This window comes from Marinobacter sp. RI1, assembly GCF_041155085.1.
Classification (GTDB): Bacteria; Pseudomonadota; Gammaproteobacteria; order Pseudomonadales; family Oleiphilaceae; genus Marinobacter; species Marinobacter nauticus.
The window spans coordinates 2,934,792-2,959,866 of sequence record NZ_AP031605.1; the positions used below are offsets into that span (position 1 = coordinate 2,934,792).

Genomic DNA, 25,075 nt, shown 5'->3' on the forward strand with positions numbered 1-25,075 from the left:
ACCGGGATTCGCCAGCGATCTGTCTGCTGTCAGTCAGAAACCGGCAGTTTTGCCAGTGCGGTCAGGAGGGCTGATACACTCTCGGATACCTGCTTGAGGGGTAAGGCGGCGTTTACCACATGGTAGCGCCCGGGCATTTCCGTCGCGCGCTCCAGATAGGTTTCCCGTATCCGCTGAAAAAATGCCTGCGCCTCCCGCTCAAACCGGTCAAGCTCACCGCGCTTTCGAGCACGAGCCATACCGGTTTCCACAGGTGCATCCAGCAGGATAACGTGGTCCGGACGCATCTCACCCTGAACCAGAGCCTCAAGCAACGCAATCCGTTCTCTGGAGACGCCACGGCCACCTCCCTGATAGGCGAAGGTGGCATCGGTAAACCGGTCACAGAGAACCCACTTACCGGCGGAAAGTGCCGGGAGGATTCTGTTATGGAGGTGCTGAGCCCTGGCGGCAAACATCAGCAGCAGCTCGGTGGTTTCGTGTACTGACTCCTCTCTGGGGGCCAGCAACAGCTCACGGATGCTTTCTGCCATAGGGGTGCCACCTGGCTCACGGGTCACAATGTAATCAATACCAAGCCGTTCCAGGGTTTTCGCAGCGTTATCCAGCTGTGTTGACTTGCCAACCCCTTCGGTACCCTCGAATGTAATGAATCGCCCTCTGGCCAAAATCATTGCTCTCCGTTACTGCTGGTTTCTGAATCCGGGGCCGGGAATGAACGGTAATCTTCCCGGCGGTTCAGCTGGAACTCACGCACGGCTTTCTGGTGCTCGGCAAGCGTACGGGAAAACTTGTGACTGCCATCCCCCCGGGCGACAAAGTACAGGGCATCGCCGTCATCCGGATGCAACGCGGCATGAATGGATTCTCGTCCCGGTAACGCAATAGGCGTTGGCGGCAGGCCATCAATGCGATACGTGTTATAGGGTGTCCAGGTACGAAGATCACTGCGACCAATCCGGCCCCGATATTTGTCACCCATACCGTAGATAACCGTTGGGTCCGTCTGCAGGCGCATACCCTTCTTCAGGCGCCGGACGAACACACCCGCCACCTGTTGTCGCTCGCCGGCCACTCCGGTTTCACGCTCCACAATCGACGCCATGATCAGTGCCTCATAGGCGTTGTCGTACGGAAGCCCTTCCTCACGGTTCTGCCATTCCTCCTCAAGGACCTCGGTCATGATGTTGTAGGCCCTTTTGAGAATATCGAGATCGGTTTCACCACCGTGAAACAGGTAGGTATCCGGGAAAAACCAGCCCTCGGGATGCTGCCCTTCGGCTCCCAGAGCCGCCATGATCTCCTCATCCGTCCAATCGGTGGTCTGCCTGGTGAGCCTGTCGGTGCGCGCCAGCGCTGCCCGCATCTCGGCAAAGGTCCAGCCCTCGATAAACTGCACGGACCAGAGCTTGACCTTACCTTCTACCATCTGGTTGATCATGTCGACCGGGGTCATACCAGAGGTGAACTCGTAGTCCCCAGCCTTGATCAGAGTCTGCTCCGGGTTCAGGCGCCCGTGAATCCGCAGCCAGAGCGGATCATCCACAAATCCTTTCGCAGCCAGCTCCCGCGCAACGCGACCAAACGCCGTACCGGGCTCAACAGAAAACAGCGTCGGCTCGTCAAGGACAACCGGGTTCTCAAGTGTTTTCAAGCCCTGCCAGAGCCAGAGACCACTGCCGGTAACCGCCAGGACAGCAAGAGCAACATTACCTACGAGTAGCTTTTTGAACACGCGCATCAATCCGGTCGCTTATGAGGATCGCAAATTGTCGCAAGCCGGTTGCCCACAGGCAAATCATGGCCCGCCAGATTGCGAACCGGAACAACTCCAAGCACGCTGTTGGTCAGGTACAGCCCCTGGCATTCGCAGCCCAGCAGGTCCTTCACCTGCAGTTCGCATTCCCGGAACGGCTCACCCGCCGCGTGCAGGCATTCGATCACCTTTCGGCGCATCACACCGGAAACCGCCAACGAGGCCGCCGGAGGTGTTCTCCAACCATCAGGGCCATGCAGGAATAAATTGGTTCTGGTACCTTCAACCACATGCCCTGCCGCGTTGGTCATCAGCAATTCAAACGTTGGATCCTTCATTTCACGGGCCGCCATGACCTGCTCCAGCCGATTGAGGCTCTTGATGCCAGACAGGAGTGGATTGACCGTCAACGGTACCCGGGAGAAGTCCACCATAACCCCGGTTTCGGGCGGTAGCGGAGGAAGAACAGAATGGAACAGATACAGATGGGGGCTGACATCAGCTGCCGGCCGATATCCGCGGCCACCGCTGCCACGGGTTACCACCAGCTTGAGCACCCAGTGGCTGATGCCATGAATGGCGCCATAGCGCTTCATTGCATGGGCAACCGCTGACTCCAGTTCGGGCCGACTCAGACGAATACCCAGGCGCCCGGCATCCCGCACCAACCGGTCAAGGTGATAGACCAGCAAAGGCGCGGAATCCCCGTTCACCCTGATGGTTTCGAACAGGCCATCTCCATATGCCAGCCCCCGGTCACCAGGGAGCAGGCAGTCATCGTCTGCCCAGTAGAGCTTCAACACCCGGGCTCAACCCTCGTAGCGGCTGACGATCAGGGTCCCGTTGGTGCCGCCAAAGCCGAACGAATTCGACAACGCGACCTTCACATCGGCATCTCTGGATTTGTGCGCAACAAAGTCCAGATCACAACCTTCATCCGGATGATCAAGGTTGATGGTGGGCGGCAACACCCCGTCCCGGACTGCCAATACCGAGAATATAGCCTCAACGGCACCCGCGGCGCCCAGCAGGTGTCCGGTCATGGATTTGGTGCTGCTCATGGCCAGTTTTTCCGCATGGCTGCCAAACACCGATTTGACTGCAGCCACCTCAGCCACATCGCCAACCTGAGTAGAGGTTCCATGGGCATTGATGTATCCGACCAGATCCGGGCTGATGCCGGCATCGCGGATGGCATTTCGCATGGAGCGCGCCGCACCCTCACCATCGGCCGGGGGGGCCGTGATGTGATGGGCATCATCGCTCATGCCAAAGCCGATGACTTCCCCGTAAATGGTTGCTCCTCGCGCCCTGGCGTGTTCCAGCTCTTCCAGAACCACAACGCCGGCGCCATCACTGAGTACAAAGCCGTCACGGTCACGATCCCAGGGGCGACTGGCCTTTTCCGGCTCATCATTGCGGGTCGACAGGGCCCGGGCGGAGGAAAATGCCGCCACGCCGCTGCGTGTGGTCGCCATTTCAGAGCCGCCGGCCAGCATGACATCGGCATCGCCGTAGGCGATGGTTCTGGCGGCATAGCCGATATTGTGTGTTCCGGTGGTACAGGCGGTCACGATCGCAATATTCGGCCCCTTGTAGCCGAAACGGATCGCCGCATTACCGGAAATCATATTGATGACGGATGCCGGCACAAAAAACGGCGAAACCTTGCGCGGGCCGGCCTTATCCATCTGAAGAACGTTCTTTTCGATGTATTCCAGGCCACCGATACCTGAACCTATGGCAATCCCTACCCGCTCCTTGTCGAGCTTGCTGTATTGCTCAAGGCCGCTGTCATCTACCGCCTGCTGCGCTGCAATCAGGCCATAGTGAATAAAGGCATCCAGCTTTCGCGCTTCCTTGCTGGACAACCAGGGCTCGATATCAAGATCCTTGACGGCACCACCAATGCGAGTGGTGTACTCGGACGCGTCAAAGCGGTCAATCAGTCCGATGCCACTGCGTCCGGCACGAATGGCTTCCCAGGAAGACGTCACATCATTCCCCACCGGAGAAAGCATACCCATTCCCGTGATGACAACCCGTCGCTTGCTCATATCCCCAATCACCCGATTGTTCCGTGTCTGATGGTTCACTGCTGGCCAATGTCCGACCAATAAAAAAGCCGTCCTTCAATAAGCCCAAAGGACGGCTTTTGCCTGGCTATCTGATTCGCAGGGTATCAGGTGTGCGCGACAATGTAGTCGATCGCGTCCTGAACGGTGCCCAGCTTTTCGGCCTCTTCGTCAGGAATCTCGGTCTCGAATTCCTCTTCCAGGGCCATAACCAGCTCAACAGTGTCCAGTGAGTCAGCGCCAAGATCCTCTACAAAAGAAGATGTGTTCTGAACTTCGGACTCTTTCACGCCCAACTGCTCACAAACAATCTTCTTAACGCGCTCTTCAACTGTACTCATAATGTCCTCACTTTATGTGTCAACCAAGCAACTCTATGGCTGCCAGTTTAGTTTAAACCCCACCTGCAAACAAGCAGGGATTCTGTCAAACATGTTGTGCGACAAGGGGTTGCACACCAGCCCGGAACGGACTTAACCCATGTACATGCCGCCATTCACATGAATGGTTTCTCCGGTTACGTAAGCGGCGCCGTCCGATGCCAGGAAAGCCACCACAGCGGCAACCTCCTCCGGCGACCCCAGGCGACCAGCCGGTATGATTTCCAGCATAGCCTCACGCTGCTTATCGTCCAGTTTTTTGGTCATGTCTGTGTCAATAAAACCAGGTGCCACGCAGTTCGCCGTGATACCGCGGTTAGACATTTCCTTGGCCAGGCTACGGGTAAAACCCTCAACACCGGCCTTCGCCGCACAGTAATTGCCCTGCCCGGGATTTCCCATACCAGCAACCACTGAGCTGATATTGATGATTCTGCCCCAACGGGCTTTCGCCATACCACGCAATACCGCCTTGCTGGTGCGATAGACGCTGGACAGGTTGGTTTCCAGAACCTCAGACCAGTCATCGTCTTTCAAGCGCATCAGAAGGTTATCACGGGTGATGCCGGCATTATTGACCAGAATCAGGGGCGCACCTGATTGCTCGGCAAGCTGCTTGAGGCCAGCCTCGATGCTCTCGGGCTCTGCCACATTCATAACAATGCCATAGCCACTGAAACCCGCTTCTTTCAGGCCATAGGTAATGGCCTGGGCCCCCTCGGCACTGGTCGCGGTACCCACCACTTCGGCTCCCTGCCGGGCAAGTTCATGAGCAATGGCTTTGCCAATGCCTCGACTGGCGCCGGTTACCAATGCAACTTTGCCTTCCAAAGACATAATTCACTCCGTGTAATCAGGACTGACCAAAGGCCTTAAGGGCTTCAGCCAGAGAATCAGGACTCTCGATGCCGTGAACCGGCAGAGAACGATCGATACGTTTGATCAAACCGGCCAGTACCTTGCCGGCGCCACACTCAACAGCCACACCCACCCCTTCGGTAGACAGCCGCTGTACCGAGTTTGTCCACAGCACCGGTGAGTATAGCTGCTTGAGCAGATTAGCTTTCAGCACCTCTGCATCCCTTGCCGGCTCAGCATTGACATTCTGGACAACGGGAATGACAGCATCGTTAAACCGAATATCCTCAAGGGCTTCAGCCAACTGTTCCGCCGCCCCCTTCATGAGCGCACAGTGGGAGGGAACCGAAACCGGCAACGGCATGGCCTTGCGGGCACCTTTGGCTTTGCAGGCTTCAATGGCCCTTTCAACGGCCGCTGCGCTACCGGCAATAACCACCTGGCCCGGCGCGTTAAAATTCACTGCGGCAACCACATCACCTTCAGCAGACTCCTCACACGCCGACACCACATCCGAGTCCTCAAGACCCAGAATGGCCGCCATACGCCCCTGCCCTTCAGGCACGGCATCCTGCATCAGTTCACCGCGCAGCTGAACCAGCTTTACAGCTTCAATAAAATCCAGGCTTTCCGCCGCCACCAGGGCGCTGTATTCACCCAGACTGTGGCCAGCAACAAAATCCGGCCGGGGGCCGTCAGATACACACCACTGCCGCCACAGCCCAACACTTGCGGTCAGCAGAGCAGGCTGAGTAACCATGGTTTTATTGAGCTCTTCGGCGGGGCCATGCTGACAAAGATGCCACAGGTCATAGCCAAGAACGTTGGACGCCTCGTCAAACGTTTCGGTGATCATCGGCCACGCTTCAGCGGCAGCAGATAACATGCCGAGTGACTGGGAGCCTTGTCCGGGAAAAACAAACGCTGATTTCATAAGCGGAATCTTATCGTCATTGAAGGGTTACTGAAGATTAGCCAATAGTACAATCAGGGCCAATTATCCGCGAATAAGAGCCGGGATGCGGGACGACTTTAGTCGCGCTCCCGGTAACGAGGAGGGATCATAACATCAGATCATCGAGTCTTTCGTTGATCCTTCGTGGCACTTCCAGCTGAACCTCACGAACGGCCTGCCGGATCGCCGCCAGCATCGCCCGCTCATTGGCGTTGCCGTGACTCTTGATGACCACACCCTGCAACCCGAGCAGACTGGCGCCATTGTGCCTGGAAGGGTCCATCAATTGCAGAAGTCGCCCGATAATCGGCCTGGCCAGCAAGCCCACAAAACGACCGTACATGGAGCGTGTGAATGCCTGCTCCAGCAATTCGATCAACAGGCCGGCAACCCCCTCTCCGGTCTTGAGGGCTATATTGCCCACGAAACCATCACACACTACAACATCGGCGACATCGCGAAAAAGGTCACTTCCCTCGACATAACCGATGTAGTTGATGGTGTCGCACTGGGCCAGCATGTGTGATGCGAGCCGGACCTGTTCATTACCCTTGATTTCTTCCTCACCGACATTCAGCAGTGCCACCCGTGGCTCGGACTGGCGGCAGATAGCGGATGCCATCAGGGACCCCATCAGGGCGTACTGGTAGAGATTCTCCGCTGTGGAATCGACGTTGGCACCAAGATCCAGGACATGGCAACGGCCACGCAGAGAGGGGATCAGCTTTGCGATGGCAGGACGTTCAATCCCGGGATACATCCGAATGATCGAGCGACCGAATGCCATCAGCGCACCGGTATTTCCGGCACTGACACAGCCCTGCGCTTCTCCGTCCCGCACGAGACTGAGCGCAATGGCCATAGAGGAGTTTTTCTTGTGGCGGAGGGCATGGGAAGGCCGCTCGTTCATACGAACGACGTCGGCAGCCTCAACAATGCGAATACGGGCATGCCCCTCATGCAACAAAGCCTCGAGCTCGCTCCGGATTCCCACCAGAACAAGACTCAAGGCTTCGTTTTCACGCACTGCTTCCAGCGCAGCATGGACGACAACCGCGGCACCGCGATCACCGCTCATAGCATCAATGGCAATGGTGACCGGCGTGTTCACCACTCGTCCATGCGGCACAGGTCAGAAGAAATTCCCGACGAATTACTCGTCGCGAGCCTCAACTACCTGCTTGCCACGGTAGAAACCGTCTGGAGACACGTGATGGCGACGATGAACTTCACCAGTTGTTGCGTCGGTAGACAGAGCAGCAGCACTCAGTGCGTCGTGTGAACGGCGCATGCCACGCTTTGAACGAGTTTTGCGATTTTGCTGTACAGCCATGGTTATGCTCCTGACCTATTTTCGAATACGTTAATGCTTTGTCGTCTTAAGTCCCGCCAGAACACTGAACGGGTTCTCTTTTCTTTGCTCTGTCTCGGGCTCTTCGGCAGCCTCGGGCTCTTCGAGCGCTTCAAGATCTTCTTTTGCCGGACACTCCTCCCGCTCGTGGAGCGGAAATGGCGGCAGCACCAGAAGCAACTCGTCTTCCACCATTGCCCAGAGATCGGCGTTGAAATCTTCTACCAGAAATGGCTCCAACGCTTTCGGCAACCGCTGCGCCTGCTCATCACTGATGACCAGACCGAGATCAAAACGGGATTCCAGAGTCACCTGCATGTCGCCCATGCAGCGCTGGCATTCCAGAATGACCGGCGCAGACAACTCACCCGACACTATCCGGCGACGCTCCCCATCCCGATAGAAAGACAGCTTTACGCTGCACTCACCATCTTCTGGCAGTCCCGGCACAGCTTCACGAAAACGAGAAAGCCCCCTGAAAGGAATCACCCCTTCAAGCGTTGTGTTCTGCTCTGCCAACTTGTTTGGGTCGACAGATCTGGGCAGTTCGACGATCGGCGCTTTGGACATAGGCGCGCAATTTTAGGGGCGAGACCCGCCTCTGTCAAAGACTTAATCGACTTTCTACCGGGCCTTTCGCCCGGAATAGGGGTATTTTACGATATCAGCCCGAAAGAACTCCCATATCCAACCGACCGGACCTGAAACCCTATGCTTCCTCCCAAGCTGCTACTGGCCTCTTCCTCACCCTACCGAAAGCAATTGCTGGCCCGGCTCAACCTTGCGTTCGACACTGCCAGCCCCGACATCGACGAAACACCCATTCCAGGAGAAGCAGCCGAAGCCCTGGCCGTCCGACTTGCAGAAAGCAAAGCAAAAGCTCTCGCCCCGCGCTTTCAGGACCATATCATCATCGGCTCCGACCAGGTGGCGGCATTACCGGATGGCAGCCTGCTGAGCAAACCCGGCCGCTACGACACAGCAAAACAGCAATTGATGCGAAGCAGTGGCAACCGGGTGCGCTTTCTCACCGGTCTGGCCGTTCTGGATACCCGAAGCGGCAACCTTCAAACTCACTGCGAACCGTTTGAGGTGCACTTCAGGGACTTACAGGAAGAGGAAATTGAAGGCTACCTGCAGAAAGAGCAGCCTTACGACTGCGCGGGCAGCTTCAAGATGGAAGGTCTTGGCATCGCCCTGTTCAGCCGCCTTCAGGGCGACGATCCCAACAGCCTGATCGGCCTGCCGCTGATTGCGCTCACCCGTATACTGAGAGAGCTGGGCATCAATCCATTGCTGGACTGATGCCCGAGGCAACTTATCGGAGCTCCAGTCGTGACTCCATCAACCGGGTTGCGACACCTTCACCAACGGCCACCCCCAGCTGATCCACAAACTCCTGAAAAGGAGAACGGCTGCGACTGTAATCGACAAGCTCCTCTTCGCCCACCAACTGGCGCGCGACCCAGGATGAACTGCCCAGACCATCTACAAGCCCCAGCTCTACCGCCTGCTCACCACTCCAGACCAGGCCACTGAACAGCCTGGGGTCATCCGCCAGGCGATCGCCACGTCCCTGCCTGACCGCTTCGATGAACTGCTTGTGGGTGTTTTCAAGCACGCCTTGCCAGAACGCAACCTCTTCCTCCTGCTCCGGCGAGAACGGGTCCAGGAAAGCCTTGTTGTCACCTGCGGTATAAAGACGACGATCCACGCCAATCTTTTCCATCGCCTCAGTGAAGCCAAAACCACCGGCCACTACACCAATCGATCCGACCAGACTGGCCCGGTTGGCGTATATCTCATCGGCTGCTGCGGCAATGTAATAAGCGCCCGATGCACCAATATCAGAAATCACCGCGTAGATCTTCTTGTCGGGATATTCCTCCCTCAACCGCTTGATCTCATCATAGACATAGCCGGACTGCACCGGACTGCCACCCGGACTGTTAATCCGCAGCACAACCGCCTTCGAGCTCTCGGCCTCAAACGCGGCGCGCAATGCCCCGACCAGGTTATCTGCACTGGCCAGCTCATCAGCAGCAATCGGGCCATTCACCTCTACCAGCGCGGTATGGCTTCCCACTGTGGCCCCGACGCCTTCTCCGAAGGGCGCACGAATCATGAACAGCAGCGCAAACAGATATCCGAACGTGAGCAGCTTGAAGAAAATACCCCAACGACGACTGCGTCGCTGCTCCGCCTGCAAGGACATCACCAGCTTTTCAATCAGACGCCAATCACGCCCCGTCTCCGGCGGCATCGACGGCTTCCTGCTGCCAAAAAAGCCACCTCGGGCGCCCCGGGCTTCTGACTCAACGGGCTTGTCGCCCCACTCCGACTGCTTATCCGAATCCCACTCGCTCATTCGTATTCCTTACTTGCAACGTCCTGCTGTTAGCGCAGACCCAACACCTTCCGGAGGTCCGCCACTGAATTCACCACTGCATGAGGATCATAGGTCTCAAGCACATCACGCTTATGCACCCCCCACTCCACACCGATGGAGGGCATGCCAATACGCTGAGCCATCTCCAGATCGTAACGGGTATCGCCAATCATCACAGCCTCTTCCGGTTCATAGCCGTAGAACGCCAGGATTTCCTCCAGCATCAACGGATGCGGCTTGGACCGGGTTTCATCCGCACAGCGCGTGATATCAAAATGCGACCCCAGACCACTGGAGGTCAACGCCAATTCAAGACCCCTCCGACTCTTGCCAGTCGCCACCGAACACCCACGCCCGGAACCCCGGAGATCGGCAACCACATCGGCCATGCCGTCGAACACATTCTGGGGCGTGGTCACCTTCTTGAAGAAGTAACCGGCATAACCTTCACGAATACGCACCATCTCCTCACGACTCAGACCCGGATACAGCTTCTCCAGCGCCTCAATCATGCCCAGACCAATAATGTCGCGATAGGCCTCTCGCTCCAGCTCTGGATACCCCAGCTCCGTTGCCGCCTGGTGCAGGCTGTCAGCGATATGGTCCACTGAATCAATCAGCGTTCCGTCCCAGTCAAAAATAACGACTTTTACCTTCATCAAGACCGCTTCCCGCTTCGCTTGGTCAATTCTTCGAGCACCCCGGAAAAGGGCCCGTCGTATACTGCTTCCAGCCGCATGGGCTCGCCCGAACCCGGAAGCGAAAACTCAAGAGCCTTGGCGTGCAACATCAAGCGCTGCCCACCAATGGCCCGGAAAGCTTTCAGGCTCGCATCATCCATATACTTGTCATCGCCCGCAATCGGATGACCCGCCCAGGCACTGTGTACCCGAATCTGGTGAGTCCTGCCGGTCACCGGCGATGCCTCAACAAGACTATACCCCTGAAATCGCTGCAAACAGGTAAACAAAGTCAGGGAACTTTTGCCCTCCTCACTGACCCGAACCCGACGCTCGCCATTAGGCATCTCAAAACGCAACAGCGGCTCAGCAACACGATCAACATTTTCCGGCCAACTGCCGACCACCAGAGCGTGGTAATACTTGCGAATCCGCTTCTGCCGCAGCTCATCCTGCAAAAACCGCAAAGCAGAACGCTTTTTAGCCACCATTACCAGACCAGACGTATCGCGATCCAGACGATGAACCAGCTCCAGGAACCTGGCTTCCGGCCGGGCCGACCGCAACACTTCAATCAAACCGAAACTCAGTCCGCTTCCGCCATGAACCGCTATACCGGAGGGCTTGTTCACCACCAGCATTTCATCGTTTTCGAAAACGACCGCAGCCTCCATAACCCCCTGCACCCGACTGCCGGGCTTGGGCTGCTCCGCCCTGGCCTGCTGCACCAGCGGCGGAATTCTGACCACATCCCCCGGATTAAGACGGGTATCAGGCTTTACACGCCCCTTGTTTACCCGCACCTCACCCTTTCTGACAATGCGGTAGACAATGCTTTTGGGCACCCCCCGCAATCGTGCAAGCAGGAAATTATCCACCCGCTGCCCTGCCATATCCTCATCAACGGTAATCCACTGAACCTCTGTCGCCACCTTCCCCGGAGCACGCTCAGACCCCGCTTTGACAGCAGATTTTCCGACACCACGGGCTTTGTCCGTGGCAGGGCGACGACCCTTTGTCTTACGGGAATCGGGGGAGCGCGACATGTAAACCCTTGCGTTGATGAATTGCGGCATCGTATGGCCGCCCCAGCATACCGGGACGGACGCAACTGAGGAGTTGCCTGGCCACGCCGTACCTGTTATATTCCGGCGTGCTCTGCCGTTTGCCTACGGCCTGACGAACTCTGGTCAGAAGCCGGAGCGGCAGCAGTATACCGATACTGATTAAGAGTTTGAACGCTGCAAAACCAATCATTAACGGATGCAGCGGGAAACAGACTCCCGGAATCACAGGCCAGACCGAGAAAGGCTGTTACCTGCTCCGGGAGAGGAAAACCGACTGGAAAACCGTCGGGCGACATCGCGAAGAATCATTGCCACGCAAACCCGGGCCGTCCAGCAAACCAATACGACGTGAGACCCAGGGGCTTGTGTGAACCTGAAACGGATATTATGCGTCAACAGACTCTCACCCTATTCGACCTCGACCTGCCCACCGGCAGGCGGGATGTCGGCGGTGGTCTCAGACACCCAGGATTGCACCCCATAAGGGTATGATCCGTCTGGCCGCCGGCCTGCCTGCTGTAAAGGGCCCGCGGCACGCACATCCTGCTTCGCTGATGCGAATCCCCCCGGTTTTCTGTCACCAACAAACGACAGGAACCCTTTCTTTCCATGAAAAGAATGCTGATCAATGCAACTCATCCCGAAGAGTTGCGCGTCGCGCTGGTTGACGGCCAACGGCTGTTCGACCTTGATATCGAATCCAGTACCCGCGAACAGAAAAAGGCCAACATCTACAAGGGCCGCATTACCCGGGTAGAACCCAGCCTTGAAGCGGCTTTCGTTGACTTTGGCGCAGAGCGCCACGGCTTCCTGCCCCTGAAGGAAATCTCCAAAGAGTATTTCAAGAAATCGCCCGGGCAGATTGAGGGCAAAATCAACATCAAGGATGTTGTCTCTGAAGGTCAGGAAGTGATCGTTCAGGTCGACAAGGAAGAGCGTGGCAACAAGGGCGCCGCCCTGACCACCTTCATCTCCCTGGCTGGACGTTATCTGGTGCTGATGCCGAATAATCCCCGTGCAGGCGGTATCTCACGCCGGATTGAAGGCGATGACCGAGCCCAGTTGAAAGAGGCCATGAACGGTGTCCAGGTGCCGAAGTCCATGGGCATTATTGTGCGTACGGCCGGTATTGGCCGCACCACCGAAGAGCTCCAGTGGGACCTCGACTACCTGGTACAGTTCTGGGAAGCCATTACCCAGGCGGCTGGCGAGCGCAAAGCGCCTTTCCTGATCCACCAGGAAAGCAATGTCATCATCCGCGCCGTGCGCGATTACCTCCGCCAGGATATCGGCGAAGTCCTGATCGATGCCGATAACGTTTACGAAGACGTGTTGAGCTTCGTTCGGGCGGTCATGCCCACCTTCGAGAACAAGATCAAGCTGTACAAGGACGAAATCCCTCTGTTCAGTCGTTACCAGATCGAAGGCCAGATCGAAACGGCGTTCCAGCGCGAAGTGAAACTGCCCTCCGGCGGCTCGATTGTCATCGACCCGACCGAAGCCCTGGTGTCCATTGACATCAACTCATCCCGGGCCACCAAGGGTCAGGATATTGAAGAAACGGCCCTGCAGACCAACCTTGAAGCGGCCGAAGAAATCGCGCGGCAACTACGCCTGCGGGATATGGGCGGCCTGATCGTTATCGACTTCATCGACATGACGCCAGCCAAACACCAGCGGGAAGTCGAGCAGAAGATGCGTGAAGCGCTGGAACTCGACAGGGCCCGCGTTCAGGTTGGCAAGATCTCGCGTTTCGGCCTGCTGGAAATGTCACGCCAGCGTCTGCGTCCCTCACTGGGCGAGACCCGCAGCGAGGTTTGCCCACGCTGTGAAGGCCAGGGCACCATCCGGGGTATCGAATCTCTGGCGCTGAGCATCATGCGCCTGATCTACGAAGAATCCTCCAAGGAGAAGACCGCAGAAGTACGAGCCATGGTGCCGGTTTCTGTGGCCACCTTCCTGCTGAACGAAAAACGCAAGCAGCTGGCCGACATTGAAGCCCGTCAAGGCGTAGCGGTTGTGGTCGCACCTGTGCCCAACATGGAAACGCCGCACTTCGAGATTCTGCGCCTGCGTCAGGACGAAACCTCTCCAGAGCATGTCTCCAGCCATCAGGTAGCTCAACAGTACAGCGAGCGCGAGGAAGAGGCAGCCGTAGAAGTTGCAAGTGCCGAGAAACCGGTGCGCGAACAGGCCGCCGTGAAAGCTATCCGCCCCTCTGCGCCAGCCCCAGCACCGACAGCCGCTGCACCAACGGCTGCTGCTGAGCAGGAAGAAGGCCTGTTCCGCAAACTGGGCAAGAAGATCGCGTGCTTCTTCCGGGGCGAAGAACCGGAGCAGGAAGCCAGCCGCGACACCAACCGCAACCGGAGTGAAGAGCGTCGCAACCAGGCCCGCCAGGATCGCCGCAAATCCCGCGTTGCCCGCGATGACCAACGCTCCGGCGGCAACCGCAGCGGCAACGATCGCCGCCAGGGTAGCCAGCAGAACCGTGGCGACGACAACCGGGGCCGCAATCGTGGTGGCCGTGGTGACGATCAGAATCGTGGTGAACGCGGTGGCCAGAACCGTTCCAACCGGGACGACCGCTCTGGCGACAGCAAGGGCAATGACAACCGCCGGGACAACCGCAAGGACTCACAGGGTCGCGGCCAGAACCGGAACCGTCCCCAGCGTGACCAGAAAGGCCCGCAGGACAACCGGGAACAGCAGGAGTCCCAGAAGGGACCTTCCAACGACAAGCAGGGCGGTGACGACAAGCAACGCAAACCACGCCGGCAACGTAACCGGGACGGCTCCCCCGCCGAGACTCCGGCATCTACGCCAGCAGCACGCAAAGCGGAACGCAGCGAGAAGCACCAGAAAGATACCCAGCCGGAAAAAGCGGCTGACAAGACTGCTGCTGTGGACGCTAAAGCCAGTGAGCCGCACGTAGATAAAGCCGAGCAAGCGACCGCAACAACGCCTGAAGCCAAGGCTGAGCCAGAGAGCCGCAAGCCTGAACAACAGGAAATGGCCGAGAAGCCGGAGACCAAAACCGAACAGGCCGAGCAAAAAGAGGCTCCGTCAGCAGAAGACAAGCCTGAAGCAAAGGATGAAAGCAGCCGCAAAGAGAAGTCTGACGGCCGCAGAGGCCGCAGCTCCGGCCGCCAGCGCAAGCCTCGCTCTGCGGATAGCGCTGAAAAATCCGGTGCTGCCGAAGACAAGGGTGACAAGGAGAGCTTGCCGGCAGAAGCCGAGCAGAAACAGGCCGCCAAGCCTCAGCGTACCGAGCAGGTCACCGCAACAGAAGCCGAGCAACCTGCAGAAAAGGCCAGCGCCGAGCCTGCCAAAGCCGAAGACAAAGAACCGGTCAAGGCAGAGGCCAAGGCACCCCGGCAAGCCAAGGCTGACTCACCGAAGGCGTCTGAGCCGGAAACCGGCGCGGCTTCTGATCAGAAGGCTGCCGAGGATAAAGCCGACAAGGCGCCGGAACAGAAAGCCGAGACCGCTAAAACCGAGCCTGAAGTAGATACGGCGCCGGAGAAGCAGGCCGGATCCAGCAGCGAAAAACCCGCTGACAAACCGGAGCAGCCTGCAGAGCCCGTAAAAGCCGAGCCAGCTCCGGCCAGCGAAAAGCCAGCGGAGCAGAAAGAAGAGACTCAGGAAGCCAGTGCATCGGAAGCTATCCCGGTGACTCCGGGCCGGGCCTATAATGACCCAAGAGAGGTCCGCAAGCGCCAACGCGCGGCCGAAGAAGCCAAAAAGGCAGAAGAGGCCAAGCAGGCCGGGAGCAACTGATCATGCTGAGCAACTCGGACATCGAAGCGCTGGAAGACATTCTGTTCGCAGAACCCTGGGGAGATCATGCCCTGGACTTTTTCGGGTTCCATGGCGTGGTGTGTGCCAGCGTGATCGGGCCGGTCAGCCTGAAGGCGGAAGACCTCTTCCGCCTTGCCACAGGCACAGATCAGTTGCCGGATACCGGCATTCCCGACACGTTTACCCATTGTGTAAATGAGCTTGCACGGGATATGGCCCACGCCCTGGATATGGGCCAGCCACTGGAGCTGCCGGAGCCGGAAGACGGCGACCCGATGAATGCTCTGGAAAACTGGTGTGCGGGCTTCGTCGATACCTTCCTCGAGCATGAGGAGGCCTGGCTGCAAGCTGCGGATGAGGATGAAGTCGCTGACCTCATGGTGCCGATGCTGACACTGTCTGGCCTGTTTGAGGACGAGGACTTCCAGAAAGTCCGGAATGACGAGAAGCTGTCAGCCAAGATGGCAGAGGCCATCCCGGACTCGCTGACCGACCTCTACCTGTTGTTCCACGCGCCGGATTGAAGCCTCAGGCTTCAATCGGTTGCCGAAAATGATGCCAGACGGGCTCCAGCCCCTCTGGCATTTTCATTATGCGCCCCAGCTCACACCAGGGAGCTCCCGGGAAGTGAAAATCACTGCCTTGAGAGGCCCAGAGTTTTTCCCGCCGCGCCAGCTCGGCCACAAAACCCAGATCGCCACTGGATTGGCCCGACACTGACACCTCAATGCCCTGCCCTCCGGCACGGCCGAAATCCGCAGTTAATGCCCGTAAACGGGTTGCTGTGAGACGATATTTCCTGGGATGCGCCAGCACAGCAATCCCGCCGGCCGCCACGATCCATTGCACCACCTCCGGCAACTCCGGCCAACACGCCTTTACATCTCCTGGCTTGCCAGTTCCCAGATACCGTTTAAACGCGTGCGCCACCTTGGGTACAACACCGTCTTCCACCAGAACTTCGGCAAAATGCGGGCGCCCGGGCACGTCCCCTCCGGCCACTTTCGTCGCCCGCTCAAGAAGCTGGTCCACATTCAGGCGGCTTAGCCTGTCGGCGATCATCCGAGCCCGCTGCCAGCGGTTTTCGTTCTGGCGCTCAAGTGCGGCGAGAAACGCAGGATCACGTTCGTCAAAATCGAGCCCGACCACATGAATGGTATGACTGCGCCAGACACAGGAAAGCTCCACGCCGTTAATCAGGGACAAACCGGAACCTGACGCCGCACCTCTCGCCACCTCGAGACCTGCGATGGTGTCATGATCGGTCAATGCCAGATGGCTAACCCCCTGCTCAACGGCTCTGGCTATCAGGGCCTCTGGAGACAGCGCGCCATCGGATGCTGTGCTATGGCAATGCAGATCAATGCACGTTCTGGAGTCTTGGGGTATAGTCACGAACAATCCTGAATAACGAAACGGGCACCAGTGTATCAGCCTTCAGGCAGTGCCCCTAACCTCAGCTGATCACCGATCGGAGAACCCATGTATTACGCCATCATCAGCGAAGACATTGCCAACAGCTTGCCCCTGCGCAAAGAAGCCCGGCCTGCCCACCTGGCCCGACTGGAACAGCTCAAGGCCGAAGGCCGGTTACTGGTAGCTGGCCCCCATCCGGCCATTGATTCGCCCGATCCGGGCGAAGCAGGCTTCAGTGGCAGCTTGGTCATCGCTGAGTTCGAATCGCTGGAGAAAGCTCAGGCCTGGGCCGATGCCGATCCCTATGTCGATGCCGGCGTGTATGAAAGAGTAATCGTCAAACCCTACAAGGTAGTGCTGCCCTGAACAAAGCGGCCGCCAGCATGAGCGGATTGTAACGCTGTGGTGCTTGAATAGCGGCCACCTTGTGACAGAATTGCGGGTTTAAATCATCAGTAATATCACTATCAGGGAACGTACTCCGTGACACCGCTCCGTCTCCTTTTCAGCCTTGTGCTTATTGTCAGCTCCGTTTCCGTTGCGCAGGCGCGCACCGTCTGGGTCGATGATCAACTCTACCTGCCTGTGCGCTCGGGCGCCGGCACGCAGTACCGTATCATCGAAAATGCCCTCCCCAGTGGCACGCCACTGGAGGTGCTTGAAACCGGTGACAATTACACCCGCGTACGCACGCCGAAAGGGACGGAAGGCTGGGTTGCGAGCCAATACCTGAGCAACGAACCGATCGCAGCTGATCAGCTTCGTCGGGTCAGTCGTCAACTGGACGAAACCCAATCTGAGCTGACTGAAGCTCGTCAGCAACTGGCCGCCGTTACCGAAGAGCGAAATTCTCTGCAGAATGCCGAGAATAATCTTTCCAATCGAGCGGAAGACCTGCAAACTGAACTACAACGCATCAAGAATATTGCCGCTGACTCCATCAATCTTGAGCGTCGTAACCGTGAATTGCGCGAAGAAAACCAGAAACTGCGGAATGATCTGGAAGTACTGACAGCGGAAAACGAGCGTCTTGAGGCCAGCAAGGAATCTGATTTCATGCTTCTGGGCGCCGGCCTCGTGTTTGGCGGCGTACTGCTGGCCCTGATCATTCCCATGCTCAAACCGACAAGAAAAACCGACAACTGGGCGTAAAGGTGATGAAAGATTACTCTGAGAAGCGCGACTTCCATCGTATGCAGGTGAACAGCACCATCACGATTATCGGCAACGATGGTGAAACCCACACCGGTATCTGCCGGGATCTCAGTGCCGCCGGTATGCAAGTAGCAGTGGAACGACCGTTCAGGATTGGCGAGGAGCTGAGAACCCGAATGGAGTCCGCTGGAGATCAGTTCCCGCCTCTGGAGACGCTCGGCGAGGTGGTGCGTTGTGAGCCGGATGGTGATAGTTATCTGCTCGGGATCAACATCATAGAAGTAACCCAATAAAAAACGGCGGCCCAAAGGCCGCCGTTTTTGTCTGTGCCGAGGCCGCGGCTTAAACCAGCGGCTTCTCGGAGACGATGATGCCATTGTTATCGGCATACACGTACTGCCCGGGCTTGAACGTCACACCGTGGAATGTCACCGGGATATTCAGATCACCGATACCACGCTTTTCGGTCTTGCGCGGTACGGTACCCAGGGCCTGAACGCCCAGAGTAGTCTGTCCAATCTCATCTACATCACGGATGCAGCCATAGATGATCAGGCCAGCCCAGCCGTTTTCCGCGGCTTTCTCGGCCAGCATATCCCCCAGCAGTGCATTGCGCTTGGACGCGCCACCGTCAACCACCATCACGCGGCCGTTACCGGGCAGCCCAACCTGCTCTTTAACCACTGAGTTGTCTTCAAAGCACTTCACGGTCACGATCTCACCGCCGAACTGGCGCACGCCACCGTAATTGTTGAAGCCAGGTTCGACCACCTGCACTTCCGGAAATTCGTCACACAGATCCGGAGTAATAATCTTGCTCACGTTGTCGCTCTCCTTTTCCCATTCCCAAGTGTTGGTGATCAGTCGATCTTCTCGTCGGCCAGGAAGAACCAGGTATCGAGTACCGAATCCGGGTTCAGAGACACAGTATCAATGCCCTCATCCATCAGCCACTTGGCCAGATCCGGATGATCTGACGGGCCCTGACCACAGATGCCGATATACTTACCGGTTTTCTTGCAGGCCTGGATAGCGTTGGACAAGAGCGCCTTCACCGCATCGTTACGCTCATCGAACAGGTGGGCAATGATACCGGAATCCCGGTCAAGACCGAGCGTCAGCTGAGTCAGATCGTTGGAACCGATGGAGAAGCCATCAAAGTGCTCCAGGAACTGCTCCGCCAGAATGGCATTGGCCGGCAGTTCACACATCATGATGACCCGCAGGCCGTTCTCACCGCGCTTCAAGCCGTTTTCCGCCAGCAGGTTCACCACCTGTTCGGCTTCGCCGACAGTCCGTACAAACGGCACCATCACTTCAACGTTGGTCAGGCCCATTTCATTACGGACCTTCTTCAGAGCCCGACACTCAAGCTCGAAACAGTCGCGGAAGGTATCGGAGATATAGCGCGACGCACCACGGAAGCCCAGCATCGGGTTTTCTTCGTCCGGCTCGTACAGGGTGCCACCAATCAGATTGGCGTACTCATTGGATTTGAAGTCGGACAAACGCACAATCACTTTCTTCGGAGCGAACGCCGCTGCCAAGGTGGAAATACCTTCCACCAGCTTGTCCACGTAGAAATCCACCGGTGAGGCATAGCCGGAAATGCGCTTTTCCACGGTCTGTTTGATGTCACGGGGCAGGCCATCGAAGTTCAACAGCGCTTTCGGGTGCACGCCGATCATCCGGTTAATGATGAACTCAAGGCGGGCCAGGCCCACACCTTCATTGGGCAGCGCCTGGAAGTCAAAGGCGCGGTCCGGGTTACCCACGTTCATCATGATCTTGAACGGAATATTGGGCATGGAGTCCACGGTATTCTCACGCAGCTCGAAGTCCAGAGCACCCTCGTAGATCATACCGGTGTCACCTTCGGCGCAGGAGACGGTCACGTCCTGACCATCCTTGAGCACCTCGGTGGCATCGCCACAGCCCACAACCGCCGGAATACCCAACTCCCGGGCAATAATGGCGGCGTGGCAGGTACGGCCGCCACGGTCGGTAACAATGGCCGAAGCCCGCTTCATCACCGGCTCCCAGTCCGGGTCGGTCATATCGGTGACGAGCACGTCGCCGGCCTGTACCCGGTCCATTTCGTTAATGCTGGTGATGATCTTCACCGGGCCACTGCCGATCTTGTGGCCGATACTGCGACCTTCCACCAGTACTTTGCCGGTTTCCTTCAGCAGGTAACGTTCCATCACATTGGCAGCTGCACGACTCTTGACCGTTTCCGGCCGGGCCTGAACGATGTAGATCTTGCCGTCATCACCATCTTTGGCCCACTCAATGTCCATCGGGCGCTGGTAATGCTTTTCAATAATCATGGCCTGCTTGGCCAGTTCTTCCACTTCCGCATCGGTGATGGAAAAACGATTACGGTCTTCCTGCTCTACCTTCACGGTTTCAACAAACTTACCTTCACCCGGTTCGGAATGGTAAACCATCTTGATGGCCTTGCTGCCGAGGTTACGGCGCAATACCGACGGACGTCCGGCTTCCAGGGTCGGCTTGTGTACGTAGAATTCGTCAGGGTTCACGGCACCCTGCACCACGGTTTCACCGAGGCCGTATGAGGAGGTAATAAACACGACATCGCGGAAACCGGACTCGGTATCCAGGGTGAACATAACACCGCTGGAAGCGGTTTCACTGCGAACCATCTTCTGGATACCGGCAGACAACGCTACCAGCTTGTGATCAAAACCATGGTGCACGCGATAGGAGATCGCCCGGTCATTGAACAGCGAGGCAAACACCTCTTTCACCGAGGTACGAACCTGCTCCAGGCCCACCACGTTCAGGAAGGTTTCCTGCTGGCCGGCGAAAGAGGCATCAGGAAGGTCCTCCGCGGTGGCGGAGGAACGCACCGCGACAGCCATCTGGTCATTACCGGCCTGAAGCTTGGCATAAGCTTCTTTCAAGGCGTTATCCAGCACTTCCGGAAACGCGGTGTCGATTACCCACTGGCGAATCTGGGAGCCAACCCGCGCCAGTTCGTTAACGTCGTTGACATCCAGGGCATCCAGGGCTTCGTCAATGCGGTCTTTCAGGCCGTCGGTGGCCAGGAATTCACGGTAAGCATGAGCAGTGGTAGCGAAACCGCCAGGGACGGTAACACCAGCATTGGCGAGATTACTGATCATTTCACCGAGGGAAGCATTCTTGCCTCCAACCCGGTCTACGTCGGACATTCCCAGGTGGTCAAACCAGATAATGTAATCTTCCAAAGCGTGTCTCCCTTGAGTCTGTGTAGCGCGGAGTCTCGAATCTGGCGTGTATGATACTGTAAGCTGCGGAAATTACCTAGGGAGGCAACCAAAGACTCCCGGGAACAAGTTCAAACCAGACCGGATACGACCATGAAAAGAACGGCGTTTTTTATCTCTGATGGCACTGGCCTTACGGCAGAAGCGCTCGGCCATGCCCTTTTGGCGCAGTTTGAAAAAATCGAGTTTGAGCGGGTTACCGTGCCCTATATCGACGATGAGGAGAAGGCCCGGGATCTTGTCAGCCGCATCAACAAAGCGTCGGAAATCGATGGGGAACGGCCGCTGGTATTCGACACCATCGTTAATGGCGGCATCAGGGAAATTATCAGCCGGGCCGACGGCTTTATGGTAGATATCTTCGGAACCTTCCTGAACCCTCTGGAGCAGGAACTCAACTCGTCGTCCTCCTACTCCGTAGGCAAATCCCACTCCATCAATAACGCGGGCAGCTACGAGCGCCGGATCCACGCAGTCAACTTCGCGCTGGACAATGACGACGGTGCCCGCACCCGGCATTACGATGAGGCCGACCTGATTCTGATCGGGGCATCCCGGAGCGGTAAAACGCCCACCTGCCTGTACCTGGCCCTGCAGTATGGCATCAAGGCCGCCAACTATCCGATTACCGAAGAAGATCTGGACGACCAGAAGATGCCCGCCGCGCTCCGGCCCCATAAGGAAAAACTGTTTGGCCTGACCATCGAACCGGAACGCCTTGCCACCATTCGTAACGAGCGCCGGCCAAACTCCCGCTACTCGTCGCTGCAACAATGCATGCATGAGATTGAAGAAATCGAATTAATGTACAAGCGGGAGCGGATTCCCTATCTGAATACTACGGCGTATTCCGTTGAGGAAATCTCGACCAGAATCATGGTGACAACGGGCCTGAAGCGGCACCGCTGAGGCAGGAAACCCGGCAGAGAGCCAATGGCCCTCTGCCAGTCAGATCAAAGTTCCTGAATGTCCATGCCAAGCCCTTCCACAACCGCACGGTTGTCGGGGCTTGTCACCACGGCCACATTGGCCTTTTCAGGCGCAAGCCAGGTCTTGGCCACGCGCTTAAGCTCGTCCAGAGTGACACCAAGAACCCTCTCTCGGAAACGTGCTCGCTGCTCCGGCGTGCGCCCGAACAGCTTGTTGTGGTAAGCATGGCGAGCCGCTCCGGCTGGCGAGCGGGGCCGGTCGAGTTGACCGATCACACCCAGGATCGCCTCTTCCAGAGCCTGGTGCTCATGCGCTTCGCTGTACAACCAGTTCAGCGCTGCATCGAAGTCATCCAGGGTTTCCGCAAGGCGGGGATCGCGATAGGAGAAGAACCGGAAAACACCATTCACGCTGTCCTGGCCGGCGCCACCACCGTAGGCCCCGCCTTTTTCACGGATGGCCCGGTGCAGATAACCGTTCCGGAGAAAGCCTCCCAGTACCGTCAGCGCAGCCGCATCGGGATGATCCACCGCAACCGTCGGATAGGCTTTGGCACAGAAATTGACCTGGGTAGATGTCAGCCAGGCCTCCCGGGTGTTGTAGCTGACCGGCTCCATGGACCAGTTACCCTCACCCTCTGCAGACACTCCGCTCCAGCAAGTGCCCAACTCATCCAGCATGGGCGACAACTGGTCGTCCTCACCAATCAGCAGGAACTGGCGGTTCTGGCTGCGAATACGGTTGTGCAGCGCGGCCAGCTTGCCACACAAATCGGCCAGGCCGGCTTCATCTTTGAGCTGCTGATCAAGCTCCTTGGTACCACGAATTCCAGCCAGACCACCCAGACGGTACGACAACCAGGCACCGGAACTGACGCCCTGAGCCGCTGCGCCCATGGCCAGGGCATGCCCGCTGCCCGTCACCGCCTGCTCACGGCGAGCCCGGATCTGGGCAATGATCTCACGAACACGCTCTTTTTCGTCAAAACGGGCCCCGGTGTAGACATCCTTCAGCAGGCGGGTCAGCGCTTTGCTGTTTCGGCTCAGCGCCTTGCCACTGAAAATCAGATAGCCGGTCATGGCCTGAACATCATCAATCTGCCCCTTGGCAGTAAAAGAAGCGCCGATGCCGCCAGATTCCGCAGAAATACGATCCTGCATTTGCAAGTAATCCAGCTCTCCACACCCCACTTCGGAAATCAGAGTGGTGTAATAAGGCAACAGCAACAGTTCGTCTTTGCTCAGAGCCGGCAGCGGTAGCACCACCTGCTGATACACCAGGCCATTAGTGCCTCGGGAATAAACGGTCGCACCGGTTTCGGCATCGTACCGCCCCTCCGGCTCCGGCATCTGCAGCGGCACATCTTCCAGCCCAACCTTGGGCAGTATGGAATCATCATCCTTGCGCATCTGGCGCTCTTCCAGTGCCTGGGCACGCTGTACAATATGGCTGATATCATCGTCGGACAGCTCCGCCTTGCGCCGGGCAAGGGCTTCCTTGATGGCCTGCTGACGACGGCCTTCAAGTTTTTCATCCGGGCGCAAGGTCAGGGTTACCCGGTGCGGGTTCTCCAGCAACTTGCGCCGGATCAGCCCGGGCACATACTCGGGATCCTTGATCTTTTCCCTCAATGTCGCCAATACCGGCTCGAGATCCAGCAGTTCCACCGGATCACCACCATGAACCATGGGGGCAATCGCGCTCATGATCAGTTGCAAGCCGTAGGGGAACTGGTCTCCTGCAATCTCCCGCTGGTGCAGTTCCAGCTGATGCAGGATGGCCTCGAGGCGCTCCTGGCTGACACCGTCATCCACCACCTTCTGCAGCGTAGACTCAATCAGCTGTTCCAGATCCGCCCGGCGCTCCGGCTCGCTGCCCTCAATACCGCAAACGAAGGTCATTTCCCGGTTGGAATCCTCCAGCCCGCACATGGGAGACGGCGCATGGCCCAGGTCTGTGGTTTCCAGCGCCCGCATCAACGGCGATGCGCTGTTTTCCAGCAAGACGGCAGACAATAACTGGCCTTCAAGATTTTCCTGCAGGTCGAAGCTGTGGCCCAGCAACCACCCCATCACAATGTGGGTCTTGTTGTCGGTGCTCTCACCTTCATTTACCGCATAGCCCTGCTCTACCCGGACCGGCGCGAACATGCGCTTCTCGTCTTTCACCGGCAGTTCAATATCCAGCCGATCGAACCGTTTCAGCGCCAGCTCTTCAAACTTCTCGTGGTGTTCCCGGGCCGGGATATTGCCGTAGGTCGCAAAAATCGCATTGCTCGGGTGGTAGTGGTGGCGATAGAACTTCACCAGGTCGTCATAACTCAGATCGACAATATGGTCCGGCTCGCCGCCGCTGTTGTAGTGATAAGTCGTGGTCGGGAACAGATGGCTGGTCAGGTTCTGCCAGAGCTGGGAGGTAGGTGCACTCATCGCCCCTTTCATCTCGTTGTAGACCACACCCCGGTAGACCAGGTCGCTGGATGGGTCATCCGGCTTGTCAAATTCCAGGCGATGACCTTCCTGTGCAAAATCCAGCGGGTCCAGCTTGGAGAAGAACACGGAATCCAGGTACACCGACAGCAGATTATCGAAGTCCTTGCGGTTCATGCTGGCAAAGGGATAAGCAGTCCAGTCGCTGCTGGTGAACGCGTTCATGAAAGTGTTCAGGGAGCGGCGAATCATCATGAAGAACGGATCACGCACCGGGTAACGCTCACTGCCGCACAGGGCGGTATGCTCCAGGATGTGGGCGACACCGGTCGAATCCATCGGGAACGTTCGCAAAGCAACGAAGAATACGTTCTCGTCGTTATCCGCCGCCAGGTGAAGATGGCGTGCACCGGTCTTTTTATGGCGATACTCCTCAACCTCAAGGTTCAGGGTGCCGATCCGGTGACTGCGAAGTTTCTCAAAAGCCGGATGGATTGCGTTGTCAGTCACTGCAGCCATTAAAAAATCCTGTGTATAGAACAATTGGAGAATTACAGGGTA

Annotated in this window: 24 protein-coding genes; 7 read left to right on the forward strand and 17 right to left on the reverse strand. The window is 57.5% G+C overall.

Annotation, left to right across the window (positions count from 1 at the left end; translation table 11 throughout):
- Positions 1-29: 29 nt before the first annotated feature.
- The 10 genes from tmk to ACAM27_RS13300 all read right to left on the reverse strand — a co-directional run bounded on the left by tmk (position 30) and on the right by ACAM27_RS13300 (position 7,945).
- Positions 30-674 (reverse strand): dTMP kinase, encoded by a 645-nt coding sequence (gene tmk, locus ACAM27_RS13255; protein WP_369612112.1) that lies wholly within the window; start codon positions 672-674, stop codon positions 30-32.
- A complete protein-coding gene (gene mltG / locus ACAM27_RS13260) occupies positions 671-1,741 on the reverse strand; it encodes an endolytic transglycosylase MltG (RefSeq protein ID WP_369612113.1) in 1,071 nt (356 codons plus the stop codon). Before mltG ends, tmk begins: the two co-directional genes overlap by 4 nt.
- A complete protein-coding gene (pabC, locus tag ACAM27_RS13265) occupies positions 1,741-2,559 on the reverse strand; it encodes an aminodeoxychorismate lyase (protein WP_369612114.1) in 819 nt (272 codons plus the stop codon). The genes mltG and pabC overlap by 1 nt, the downstream gene beginning before the upstream one ends.
- Before the next feature lie 6 nt (positions 2,560-2,565).
- Positions 2,566-3,813: a beta-ketoacyl-ACP synthase II gene (fabF, locus tag ACAM27_RS13270; RefSeq protein ID WP_011785341.1), complete on the reverse strand. Its 1,248-nt coding sequence runs from the start codon at positions 3,811-3,813 to the stop codon at positions 2,566-2,568.
- 125 nt (positions 3,814-3,938) lie between these two features.
- Positions 3,939-4,172 carry an acyl carrier protein gene (gene acpP, locus ACAM27_RS13275; protein ID WP_008938713.1) on the reverse strand — a complete coding sequence of 78 codons (234 nt, stop codon included), beginning with the start codon at positions 4,170-4,172 and terminating at the stop codon, positions 3,939-3,941.
- Positions 4,173-4,304: 132 nt separating this feature from the next.
- The gene (fabG, locus tag ACAM27_RS13280) at positions 4,305-5,048 is read right to left on the reverse strand and encodes a 3-oxoacyl-ACP reductase FabG (protein WP_369612115.1); all 744 of its coding nucleotides are present in this window, start codon (positions 5,046-5,048) and stop codon (positions 4,305-4,307) included.
- A gap of 16 nt (positions 5,049-5,064) precedes the next feature.
- Positions 5,065-6,003 carry an ACP S-malonyltransferase gene (gene fabD / locus ACAM27_RS13285; RefSeq protein WP_011785343.1) on the reverse strand — a complete coding sequence of 313 codons (939 nt, stop codon included), beginning with the start codon at positions 6,001-6,003 and terminating at the stop codon, positions 5,065-5,067.
- Positions 6,004-6,130: 127 nt separating this feature from the next.
- On the reverse strand, positions 6,131-7,135 hold the full coding sequence (plsX, locus tag ACAM27_RS13290) for a phosphate acyltransferase PlsX (protein ID WP_014421134.1): 1,005 nt from the start codon (positions 7,133-7,135) through the stop codon (positions 6,131-6,133).
- A gap of 42 nt (positions 7,136-7,177) precedes the next feature.
- Positions 7,178-7,357, reverse strand: coding sequence for a 50S ribosomal protein L32 (gene rpmF, locus ACAM27_RS13295; RefSeq protein WP_011785345.1), 180 nt, complete (start codon positions 7,355-7,357; stop codon positions 7,178-7,180).
- A gap of 30 nt (positions 7,358-7,387) precedes the next feature.
- Entirely contained in the window at positions 7,388-7,945 is a 558-nt protein-coding gene (locus ACAM27_RS13300; protein ID WP_011785346.1) for a YceD family protein, read from the reverse strand.
- Positions 7,946-8,086: 141 nt separating this feature from the next.
- Here ACAM27_RS13300 and ACAM27_RS13305 point away from each other — a divergent pair, with 141 nt between their 5' ends.
- Positions 8,087-8,680 carry a nucleoside triphosphate pyrophosphatase gene (locus ACAM27_RS13305; protein ID WP_011785347.1) on the forward strand — a complete coding sequence of 198 codons (594 nt, stop codon included), beginning with the start codon at positions 8,087-8,089 and terminating at the stop codon, positions 8,678-8,680.
- 13 nt (positions 8,681-8,693) lie between these two features.
- Here the strand turns inward: ACAM27_RS13305 and ACAM27_RS13310 are convergent, their stop codons facing one another.
- The 3 genes from ACAM27_RS13310 to rluC are packed head-to-tail and all read right to left on the reverse strand — an operon-like array spanning position 8,694 to position 11,490.
- On the reverse strand, positions 8,694-9,743 hold the full coding sequence (locus ACAM27_RS13310) for a S49 family peptidase (RefSeq protein WP_113879019.1): 1,050 nt from the start codon (positions 9,741-9,743) through the stop codon (positions 8,694-8,696).
- A gap of 29 nt (positions 9,744-9,772) precedes the next feature.
- On the reverse strand, positions 9,773-10,423 hold the full coding sequence (locus ACAM27_RS13315) for an HAD family hydrolase (RefSeq protein ID WP_023009931.1): 651 nt from the start codon (positions 10,421-10,423) through the stop codon (positions 9,773-9,775).
- Positions 10,423-11,490 carry a 23S rRNA pseudouridine(955/2504/2580) synthase RluC gene (gene rluC, locus ACAM27_RS13320; protein WP_369612116.1) on the reverse strand — a complete coding sequence of 356 codons (1,068 nt, stop codon included), beginning with the start codon at positions 11,488-11,490 and terminating at the stop codon, positions 10,423-10,425. The genes ACAM27_RS13315 and rluC overlap by 1 nt, the downstream gene beginning before the upstream one ends.
- A 630-nt stretch (positions 11,491-12,120) precedes the next feature.
- Here rluC and rne point away from each other — a divergent pair.
- The gene (gene rne, locus ACAM27_RS13325) at positions 12,121-15,291 is read left to right on the forward strand and encodes a ribonuclease E (RefSeq protein ID WP_369612117.1); all 3,171 of its coding nucleotides are present in this window, start codon (positions 12,121-12,123) and stop codon (positions 15,289-15,291) included.
- Between the two features lie 2 nt (positions 15,292-15,293).
- Entirely contained in the window at positions 15,294-15,836 is a 543-nt protein-coding gene (locus tag ACAM27_RS13330; RefSeq protein WP_014421126.1) for a YecA family protein, read from the forward strand.
- A gap of 4 nt (positions 15,837-15,840) precedes the next feature.
- Here ACAM27_RS13330 and ACAM27_RS13335 read toward each other — a convergent pair whose 3' ends face one another.
- Positions 15,841-16,707: a PHP domain-containing protein gene (locus ACAM27_RS13335; protein WP_031210468.1), complete on the reverse strand. Its 867-nt coding sequence runs from the start codon at positions 16,705-16,707 to the stop codon at positions 15,841-15,843.
- An 87-nt stretch (positions 16,708-16,794) separates the two neighbouring features.
- Here ACAM27_RS13335 and ACAM27_RS13340 point away from each other — a divergent pair, with 87 nt between their 5' ends.
- From ACAM27_RS13340 to ACAM27_RS13350, 3 genes are all read left to right on the forward strand, one after another.
- Positions 16,795-17,094, forward strand: a complete 300-nt coding sequence (locus ACAM27_RS13340; protein WP_369612118.1) for a YciI family protein — start codon at positions 16,795-16,797, stop codon at positions 17,092-17,094.
- A gap of 117 nt (positions 17,095-17,211) precedes the next feature.
- The gene (locus tag ACAM27_RS13345; RefSeq protein ID WP_014421123.1) at positions 17,212-17,880 is read left to right on the forward strand and encodes a TIGR04211 family SH3 domain-containing protein; all 669 of its coding nucleotides are present in this window, start codon (positions 17,212-17,214) and stop codon (positions 17,878-17,880) included.
- A 5-nt stretch (positions 17,881-17,885) separates the two neighbouring features.
- Positions 17,886-18,176: a PilZ domain-containing protein gene (locus tag ACAM27_RS13350; RefSeq protein WP_278802602.1), complete on the forward strand. Its 291-nt coding sequence runs from the start codon at positions 17,886-17,888 to the stop codon at positions 18,174-18,176.
- Between the two features lie 49 nt (positions 18,177-18,225).
- Here the strand turns inward: ACAM27_RS13350 and rraA are convergent, their stop codons facing one another.
- Together rraA and ppsA are read right to left on the reverse strand one after the other, a co-directional pair.
- Positions 18,226-18,705, reverse strand: a complete 480-nt coding sequence (gene rraA, locus ACAM27_RS13355; RefSeq protein WP_011785357.1) for a ribonuclease E activity regulator RraA — start codon at positions 18,703-18,705, stop codon at positions 18,226-18,228.
- 38 nt (positions 18,706-18,743) lie between these two features.
- Positions 18,744-21,116, reverse strand: coding sequence for a phosphoenolpyruvate synthase (ppsA, locus tag ACAM27_RS13360; RefSeq protein WP_014421120.1), 2,373 nt, complete (start codon positions 21,114-21,116; stop codon positions 18,744-18,746).
- A 132-nt stretch (positions 21,117-21,248) separates the two neighbouring features.
- Here ppsA and ACAM27_RS13365 point away from each other — a divergent pair, with 132 nt between their 5' ends.
- Complete coding sequence (locus ACAM27_RS13365) at positions 21,249-22,064, forward strand: pyruvate, water dikinase regulatory protein (protein WP_011785359.1); 816 nt, start codon at positions 21,249-21,251, stop codon at positions 22,062-22,064.
- 44 nt (positions 22,065-22,108) lie between these two features.
- Here ACAM27_RS13365 and ACAM27_RS13370 read toward each other — a convergent pair whose 3' ends face one another.
- On the reverse strand, positions 22,109-25,033 hold the full coding sequence (locus ACAM27_RS13370; protein WP_369612119.1) for an insulinase family protein: 2,925 nt from the start codon (positions 25,031-25,033) through the stop codon (positions 22,109-22,111).
- Positions 25,034-25,075 lie beyond the last annotated feature (42 nt).